Annotated in this window: 9 protein-coding genes; 8 read left to right on the forward strand and 1 reads right to left on the reverse strand. The window is 33.1% G+C overall.

Annotated features, from left to right (window positions below; all coding sequences use genetic code 11):
* The 5 genes from WFK35_RS16780 to WFK35_RS16800 all read left to right on the forward strand — a co-directional run.
* Positions 1-1,308, forward strand: a 1,308-nt coding sequence (locus tag WFK35_RS16780; RefSeq protein ID WP_336733547.1) for a sensor histidine kinase, incomplete at its 5' end; no start/stop codon positions are given.
* A 599-nt stretch (positions 1,309-1,907) separates the two neighbouring features.
* Complete coding sequence (locus WFK35_RS16785; RefSeq protein ID WP_336733548.1) at positions 1,908-2,963, forward strand: hypothetical protein; 1,056 nt, start codon at positions 1,908-1,910, stop codon at positions 2,961-2,963.
* A 365-nt stretch (positions 2,964-3,328) separates the two neighbouring features.
* Positions 3,329-3,973, forward strand: coding sequence for a response regulator transcription factor (locus WFK35_RS16790; protein WP_336733549.1), 645 nt, complete (start codon positions 3,329-3,331; stop codon positions 3,971-3,973).
* Between the two features lie 457 nt (positions 3,974-4,430).
* A complete protein-coding gene (locus tag WFK35_RS16795) occupies positions 4,431-4,859 on the forward strand; it encodes a transposase (protein ID WP_336733550.1) in 429 nt (142 codons plus the stop codon).
* Between the two features lie 77 nt (positions 4,860-4,936).
* Positions 4,937-5,272: a helix-turn-helix domain-containing protein gene (locus WFK35_RS16800; protein WP_336733551.1), complete on the forward strand. Its 336-nt coding sequence runs from the start codon at positions 4,937-4,939 to the stop codon at positions 5,270-5,272.
* A 509-nt stretch (positions 5,273-5,781) separates the two neighbouring features.
* Here WFK35_RS16800 and WFK35_RS16805 read toward each other — a convergent pair.
* Positions 5,782-6,261, reverse strand: a complete 480-nt coding sequence (locus WFK35_RS16805; RefSeq protein ID WP_336733552.1) for a hypothetical protein — start codon at positions 6,259-6,261, stop codon at positions 5,782-5,784.
* Positions 6,262-6,291: 30 nt separating this feature from the next.
* On the opposite strand from WFK35_RS16805, the gene WFK35_RS16810 reads away from it, so the two are divergent.
* From WFK35_RS16810 to WFK35_RS16820, 3 genes are all read left to right on the forward strand, one after another.
* A complete protein-coding gene (locus WFK35_RS16810; RefSeq protein ID WP_336733553.1) occupies positions 6,292-7,323 on the forward strand; it encodes a sensor histidine kinase in 1,032 nt (343 codons plus the stop codon).
* Positions 7,320-7,997 carry a LytR/AlgR family response regulator transcription factor gene (locus tag WFK35_RS16815; RefSeq protein WP_185206898.1) on the forward strand — a complete coding sequence of 226 codons (678 nt, stop codon included), beginning with the start codon at positions 7,320-7,322 and terminating at the stop codon, positions 7,995-7,997. The genes WFK35_RS16810 and WFK35_RS16815 overlap by 4 nt, the downstream gene beginning before the upstream one ends.
* 371 nt (positions 7,998-8,368) lie before the next feature.
* Positions 8,369-9,463, forward strand: a 1,095-nt coding sequence (locus tag WFK35_RS16820) for a DUF3500 domain-containing protein (protein ID WP_336733555.1), incomplete at its 3' end; no start/stop codon positions are given.

Here is a 9,463-nt window from a genome sequence, read left to right on the forward strand (position 1 = left end):
ATTTTAATAATGGCTTTATTTGTTTCTGGATACAACTATCATACAAAAGATTTAGCAGTAAAAAGTTACCGAAATTATTTATGGTGCCTTTTTTTTTATATTTTATTTAAAGAAATCATCTTAACTCCTAAATATACCAGAGAGCCTAAGATGCTTTATATTCTTGGTGATCTTTTCATTTGGTGTAGTTACTATGTTTATACAGAGTTTTTAAGACATGCGATAGATTTCAAAGAAAATAAAAAAATATTTCGATTTTTAATGTATGTAGCAAGAGCATTTTTCATAATTGGCTTTATATCTACGAGTTCTTTAGTTTATCGGGATATTATATCTTATCAATACTATCTTTGGATTAATCTCATCGTTTCTTTAAGTGTGTTGGCATTTTTCGTAACCTTACTTATTCATTTGCTAAAACGTAAAGATCTTTATCATCATTATCTGTTTTTAGGGAGCTTTTGTCTGATATCCTTCACCTCTTTTGCTATTTTTTTTGATGGTCCCCAAAGGACATTTTTTGGGTTCACTTACCTGTCTATTGTTTGTATGGGTTATTTCTTAGAAATATTATTTTATTCTTTTGCCATTAGTATCAGGTTAAAAGATTTTTGGGAGACAAAAAATAAAGTAGAAAAGCAAAACATCGAAAACCAGAAAAGAATTCTTTTACAGGAAATAGATCATGAAAAAAAAATTCTTGAAGAAAAAGAAGCTGAGCGTTTAAAAATATCTGTAGATCTCCATGATGGAATTAATAATTCTATTGCTGGATTAAAATATTATATCAATGACAGACGCTTAAGGGCATCTGATAAAAATGAACAATTTCTACTTTCTGATATTGAATTGGAGCTAAATGCAATTTACAGTGAAACCAAAAGTTATTTGCATAAGTTACACACAGGATTTGATGAAAAAAAACAATCTGTTTCTGCATTATTAGATGAAATAAAAAAACGTTACGAATCTACCGGTTTAGAAATAGTTTATGAGGTTGACGATCAATTAACACATAAAATTTCCGATTTTCAAGAAAATAATCTTTATTTCATTATTAAAGAGTCAATTAGTAATGCTATAAAACACTCCCATTGTAGTATGATAAAAATAACAATTACAATAAAAAAAGAATTTTGTTTTTTTGAAATTCATGATAATGGAAAAGGATTCAATTTTGCCGAAAAAAAGACTATTGGAAATGGACTATTTAATTTACAGTTAAGAATGAAAAAAATAGATGGCAATATAAGTTTCAATACTCAAAATGGAACTAGAATTTGTGGTAAATTTCCTATAGGCCAATAAATTTTATAATATTCACTGTTTATTTATTTGCTCTACCTATAATTTCAGAAATCCTTAGCTTCTGAAAGGCGCTGTTACCAAGAAATTTTTGGAAGTTCAGGCAAAAAAATAAATAGATTCTATAAAGTTTGTGGAGTAAATGAATAGATTAAAGCTTTTTTTAGATTTGAAATACATAAAAAGATAAACAAATTAGTTCTTATATTTTCAGCCCACCTGTTCCTTCTTCTTATAATTCTTCAGACCTGATGTAAGCTCACAACTCAATATAACTTACGAGAATTACACGCATTTCGATTCCCCTAAAAAGGGGTATTAATTTAATCATATTGGGTTATATGATTGTAAAAAGCATTCCCCTTAAATTTGTAACATACTTTTGGTTAATACCTACAAAAAATAAACCAGAAAAATACTGAAAACAATCACAGAAATATTGTGTTTGCTTTTTCTATAAACCACCTCATAAATAAATAGCTTTCTTTTACGGGTATAGATCGTTCAATAGAATGATAAATTTACTCTATTTAATGATATTTATTGTTGCAGAGAAACTAATCAATATAAAATTCTAAATATTAAATATAAATTGAAAAATAATGAAAAATAATTTATTCTTACTTTTATTTGTTTCTTGTAGTGCATTTGCTCAAACCGGAAACGTTGGGATTAACACTACAGATCCCAAAGCTACATTACATGTTGTAGGCTTACCTACGGATGCGGCAGCACTAGATGGTATTATTGCACCAAAACTTACCGGAAATGAACTTTTTACAAAAAATTATACCAATAATCAAACAGGAGCAATGGTGTATGTTACAGCGGCAGCAAGTACAGCTAATCAGTTGGCTGCGTTAAGCCAGGTTGTAAATGTATCCTCTGCAGGATACTACTATTTTGATGGTTCTGTTTGGCAAAAAGTAAATAATGGATCTGGTGATGGAACAAATGATGCATGGATAAATGATGCTACCAATTCCATGGTAAAACTTGGTACAAAAGCCGATGGAAATATTCGTACTTCAGGAACAGATTTTGTGATAAAAGATGATGGCAGAGTTGCCATTGGTACATCCTCTCCGGATACAAATGCTTTATTGGATCTCACTTCCAACACCAAAGCATTTTTGCCACCAAGATTGTCATTGCTTTCAACAGATAATCCTTCTCCATTATCTGCACACACACAAGGTGCTGTAGTTTACAATATTGCAACTGCAGGTACAGTTCCTAGCAATGTAATTCCCGGTCTATACATTAATGACGGAACAAAATGGAGCCTACTGAATTCCAGCACTCAAAAATCAGCTTCTTATTTTGGTACTGTAAATTATGGAGATATTAACGGATTTTCCGGTACTGTTTCTAATTTAGGAGTAAGCGGTTTTGTGGTTTCTGCATCAAAAACTGATGTAAGTGGAGGTGATGCTTTAACTGTGATCCATAATCTTAATTTATCTGGCAATCAAAACATAACTCTAACCATTAAAGCAAATACAACGGGAGCTTCTTATGGACAGTATAATAATGATAATGATTGGTATCAGCCTGTAATCTATGATGTTACAGCTAACTCTTTTAAAGTATACGTGGAAGAAAATTCAAGTACGGTTCAAAATGTCAGTATGATGATACAGCTTACTAACTATTAGTATTCTTTTAATGTGTGAGTAAGTCTCATGAAATATATCAATTCAATGCATGATAGGCTGCAGAGTTTAATAAAACTAACTGATAAGGTAATAAAATTGTAACACATTAGCCTTAAACTGTGTATAGGCTGATGGTTATTTTAATCCAGGTTAAAAAGCTTTACATGAGAAATTTTATTCGAATTGCTTTAACAAAAAACGGAAGAAGTGTATTGTTTAAATGTTAAGAATAAATAGTATTAATTCGGGTTTTCAAAAAGAATTGGTTGTTATAGTAAAAATATCTTCTTAAAATAAACTAATGGCTATTGTTATATATAATTACCGAATTAATATTTTAAATTAACAATACCAAATATAATTCTATGAAAATTTGTATTGTTGATGATCATAAAGTCATTGCTCAGTCTATTAAAAACAGTATTAATGAAAGTATTACTTCTTCGGAAATAGATACCTACAGTTGTGCTGCAGACTTTTTTGAAAAGTGTGATATTAATAATTTGCCACAAATCCTGATTACAGATTTGCTGATGCCCGGAATAAATGGAGTAGAGCTTTTAAAGAGTTATAAAGCTTTTTTTGAGAGACAAAATCATATCAACTGTAAAATTATAGTACTTTCAATTATTTCAGATGTGCATACTATAAAGATGGCAATGCGATATGGTGCAGATGTGTATCTTTCTAAAGAATCAGATTTAGAAGAACTATTATTTGCGATAGATGAATGTTTGAAAGGGAACAGATACTATGGAAAAAATCTTCGAGATAGTATTATTGATAGCATCACTAAAGAAGAACAAATTATATTTCATCTTTCTCCCAGAGAAAAAGAAGTGCTGAAGCATGTTTGTTCCGGTAAGACGATTAAGGAAGCTGCTCATAGTATGAATTTGAGTGTACATACTGTAAAAACCTATTACAAAAATATCATGAAAAAGTTTAATGTTAACCGGACTTCAGATCTGATTGTTTTCGCCATTAAAAATGGATTATATCATCCGTAATAAGAGTGCTTCCTGTAAACGTATAATATTTTATAACCAATGTGTACAATTTCAGAATAGTAAAGCTTTTAAAAGTAACCTCATACACACCTGACAATAATTATACAGATGAGATTTTTAAGTTTAATTATAGATACTTTCAGTCTCTTTTATTCTTCCTATAATCATAAATGCTCATGGAATCTAAGGATAGAGAAAAAAACACGGTCTTCAGGATACCATCATCATTAACTTTGAAAATTTGATCGGCAGAACCCAATCAGATGCAGGGTAGTTTTTTCAAGGATAGAAGCTGTTCAAAAAAATCCTTGCGATTTGGTTGTGAAATGAAAAATACTCCAAAAGAAATTTATATAATCATTCTGTATTTTTATTACGAAGATCCGGCTAAAGTAAATTCATTGTTATAAAGTTCAATAAATAATCTCTAAAAAGAAAGGATTTAAATTTAATTATTATGAACTATAAAAAAATTCATATAGGTTCTCTTATTGAAAAGCGTGTTAAAGAATTAAAAATAAGCACTAATAGAATCTGTACTTTTTTTAAATGCAGTAAAGAGGAAGTCCAGAATATCTATTTAAGTGAGAATATTTCAGTAGACAATCTGTTAAAATGGAGTAAACTTTTAGAATATGATTTTTTCCGCGTGTATAGCCAGCATCTTATTTTATACTCACCGCCTGCCAATCCAAATGCAGCTACATATCACAAAGTAAAGAGAACTGCACTTCCGGAATTTCGTAAGCATCTCTATACTCAAGAGGTTATTTACTTTGTGTTAGAACTTATTGAACGCAAGGAAAAAACATGTCAACAGATAATTGATGACTATAGAATACCCAAAACAACTCTTTACAGATGGCTCTCCAAATATAAAGGCTGAGCAAAGAAATATAACTTTAAATTCACCGCTTTTACGCGTTCTGTTTTTAATCTTTTATAAGTTGTATTGTTATTACTATGGATAGAATTTCACCCAATTATAAGCGTATTTATACAGATATGATTACAAAAAAGTATCCTGATAAGCACGAGGAATGCTTGTTTCTGTTATCCAAAAAAGAGCTTTCTGCTTTGGATATTATTCGTTTGAATGATAAACTAATTAAAAATTATGTGAGTGATGAAGATAAAGATAATAAAAAGCACCGGTCATATGATAAAAGTTCAATCTTTGAAATTCTGGATTATCAGGTAAAAAACAAGCTGAATAATTTGCAGTTAGCTAAACATTTTAAACTTAGCCGGAATACAATTGCAAAATGGAAAAAGTTATATTATTCAAAAATAAAATAGTTATCGCATCAAAGTTCTCTAAAGTAAAAGATTAGAAAACTTTATAATTATATGTGTAGAAATTATATTCATATCTGTTGAACGTCTGTGCCATTATAAATACAATCTATACAAATTCTGCATCTAAAAGAGCAAAATTCTATTATACAGCTGTCGTATTAAGAGATAATTCTTTTCTTGTTCCCAAAAACCACTCAAAATCCTCCCAAAATCCTTCGACTGTTGTTCGGTGTTTCTTCGGAAAAAATCCCATTTTTCCGAAGCCGATCCGAAGAAGACCCGAACATGATCCGAAGAAATGGGTTTTCAAACCGGTCAAAAGTAGTCAAAACCGGTCATCTTTTTTACAGGTGCCTGAAATTGGAAAATTCTGTAATATCTTCGTTCTGTTAACCAATAAAAATGCACAAAATTTCGGATTTGATATTTAACCCAGATTGCTTCTTAAATACAAAAGGTGGCTTCGGCTCCGCTCAGTCACCTTTTTTTGCTTTTTTTAGTATTAGAAATTAGAAAAGATAATTAATAGACGGCTGGAAATAAACAAAATGGCTGAATGTAAAACTAAGTGACTGAGCATATTCATTAGGTGGCTGAGCGGAGTCGAAGCCACCTTTTTTCGATGTGATTTTCTGGTATTGTTGGACTTTGGTTTTTTTTCTGTAGTGGTGGCTGAGCGGAGCCGAAGCCACAGGGTTTTTCGATTTGCTTTTTGGGTATTGTTGGATGTAGTTTATTGTTCTGTAGTGGTGGCTGAGCGAAGCCGAAACCACTTTTTTCGATGTGATTTTCGGGTATTGTTGGATGTAGTTTATTTTTCTGTAGTGGTGGCTGAGCGAAGCCGAAGCCACTTTTTTTCGATGTGATTTTCGGGTATTGTTGGACTGTGGGTTGTTTTTCTGTAATGGTGGCTGAGCGGAGCCGAAGCCACCTGTTGTTAAACATTCACCCCAAAAATAAACCACTTCACAACATTTTTCTCTTTGCAATCATAAAAACAATAATTTTGTGTAATAACTATGAGTAAGAGAAAATTATTGATCTTTACGGGGGTAGTTCTGTTTTTACTCCAGCCGGTTCTTCTTCCTGCGTTTCCTATGGATAGCTCAGAGCCTCATTATTTTAAAGATTTATCAGAAAATATACTGGGTAATTTGCTGATCCTCATCTTTTTTTACATCAATTATACTTACCTTATCCCGGGACTTTTATTTCAGAAAAAATATCTGCAGTACGGGTTTCTGGTTTTCTTGGGACTCATGGCTGTTTTGCTTCTGCCGTGGGCGCTTTTCGGATCTCATGCTCCGCCAGACTTTGCACAGCTGCCCTTTCATCCGAGAACCCATGAAAAAACAATGTTTCACAGGATTCAGCTGTTCTTCTCGGAGGTAGATCATCTGGTCTTCCTTTTCGTGGGGACGATATTTTTTTCCACCTTCTGGTTTGAAAGAATGCAGAACCAAAAAATTAAGAACGAAAAGCTGCAGGCAGAACTTTCTCACCTCAAACTGCAGATTCATCCCCATTTTTTATTCAATACCCTGAACAGTATTTATGCATTTGCGATAAAAAAAGACGATAAAACAGCAGATACGGTATTGGTTTTTTCAGATTTTATGCGGTATCTTTTACAGGATTCCTATCAGAATGAAGTCCTGCTGGAAAAAGAAGTTCAGTATATCAGCAATTATATCGAGTTACAAAAATCCAGACTGAGAAATTCTGTAGCGGTTGAATTTGAAAAAACTGGCGATTTTGATAATAAAAAAATAGCTCCTCTTATCCTGTTCACTTTTGTGGAAAATGCTTTTAAATATGGTGTAAATCCGGATGAAAATTCTGAAATAAAAATAGAAATATCTATACAGGAAAATGAATTGAATTTTATGGTTTTCAATAGAATTGTATCTGCCAAAAATATAGAATCCAGTAACATCGGGATTAAAAATACCAAAGAAAGACTCATGCTTTATTATCCTCAAAAACATACGCTGGAGATTAAAGAAGATCAAAAGGCATTTATCGTCAATCTCAAAATTAATTTGTTATGATTACCGCTATAGCACTGGACGATGAACTACCATCCTTAGAGATCATAGAAGCATTCTGTGCGAATATTGAGGAGATAGACTTAAAGAAAACCTTCCTCAAAACCAGTGAAGCAAGATATTTTCTGGAAAACAATCCTGTGGATCTGCTTTTTCTGGATATTAATATGCCCGCTGCTTCAGGAATCGATTTTTATAAAACACTGCCACAGGAAACCCTGGTGATTTTTACAACAGCGTATAAGGAATATGCTGTAGAGAGCTACGAGATCGGAGCTTTTGATTATCTGCTGAAACCATTTAGCTTTCAGCGTTTTAAAATGGCGGTCGACCGAGCAGCGGAGCAAAAAAAATTACTCTCTGCCCACGATGAAGGTTTTATCTACTTTCGGGTAGATTACGGATTGGTGAAAGTTGTTTTCAGTGAGATTCTGTATATCGAGGGACAGGATAACTATGTGAAATTTTACTTTGAAAACCAAAAATCACTTTTAGTAAGAATTACCATAAAAGAACTTTTGGAAAAACTTCCTGAGCAGCATTTCTGCAGAATCCACCGTTCCAGTATTGTTTCTTTAGCAAAAATAACTTCTTTCAGGCACAAGACAGTTTATATAAAAGATATTGCGCTTCCTGTAGGCAATACCTATGAAGAAGACTTTCTTAAAAAGATATAATTTAACGTGAGTTCGGGATGAGTCTTCTTAAACACCGTGTTAAACAAAGCGATTCAATTATCAGGAATTCAGCTTTTAAGATATACAAAGGCGTAAAATTGATCAAAGTAATACCATTTTGTGTTTTTTAAATAAACGAAGTGCCTTTGTTTAGCTTACCAACTTTCAATAAGTAAAAAAATCTTTTGTTTTTCTTTGCGATAAATTAATATAATTCTGTAAATCAATTATTTAAATTTATTTCTTATCTCGAACTGAGGTTAAAATTAAAAATATACATTTTCACCACAACTATTTTATCATTGACCACACTTTCCTGAAACCCATGGAATTATTGATTTTTTTTGTAATGAATTTTAAAATAACATATTATGAAAAAAATCTTTTTGATGATAAGTGTTCTCGGCATTACGCTCAGCACTTTTATCGTTTCATGTTCTGATGATAATGATTCTGCAGATTCTGGTAATTCTACCAGCAACACAGGCGGAGGAGCATCTGATAATGCTGTGGGAACAACCGGAGCAGCATCCATAGCCGCTACAGATGTAACAGCCTGTGGTTCCGTAACGGGGGTTTCCAAAATTGTCTGTCTTACCGAACAGTTAAAAGCTACGCTTACTTCCTCACAGCTTGCCGCCGTTCAGCTGGATTATACCTATGCCAACATTAAAACCTGGTCTAATCTTCCTGCGGCGATGTCTGCAAGAAAAGGTATTCCTTTAGGGAATCTTAATGCAACACAGGTAGGTATTGCCAAAGCCATCATCAAAGAAATGAGCGGAACCACCGCTAATGAAGGCTATGATGAAATTCAGCAATTGCTGTATGCCGATAATTATCTCAATGCCAATGGAGGCGGAAGTACTTATGGTTCAGGAAATTTTTATCTGGCTTTCTTCGGGACTCCTTCTGCCACAGGGAAATTCGAAATTATGTTTACGGGGCATCATAAAACCATTGCCAATACCTATAATAATGGAGCTTTAGTAGCTGCAACCCCTTTGTTTACGGCTACTGAACCATTGTCTTTTGCGGTTAATTCTACAACGTATGCGCCGGTAGATCAGGAGAAAAATGCTATTGTTGCTTTACTTGGCGCGCTTTCTTCCACACAGCTTACCACTGCAAAAGCCAGTACAACGTTTACGGATCTGGTTTGCGGACCTACCGCCAACTGGAGTTTCCCGACTGCTTTTTCAGGGCTGCAGTGTTCTGCTTTGGATGCGACTCAAAAAGCACTGGTACTGAATGTAATTAAAACCTATGTAAATGATGTTTCCGATACCAGTGCAGCTTCTATTCTGGCAACCTACACATCAGAATTAGACAATACCTACATCTATTACAGCGGAAATACTTCAATGACGGTAAAAAATGATTACTTCAGAATTGCAGGTCCAAAAGTGTGGATCGAATTTTCCGTACAGGGCGGGATTGTTCTCAGCGGAGTGCACTATCACTCC

Origin of the sequence: Chryseobacterium sp. VD8 (assembly GCF_037149975.1) — a bacterium.
Classification (GTDB): Bacteria; Bacteroidota; Bacteroidia; order Flavobacteriales; family Weeksellaceae; genus Chryseobacterium; species Chryseobacterium indicum.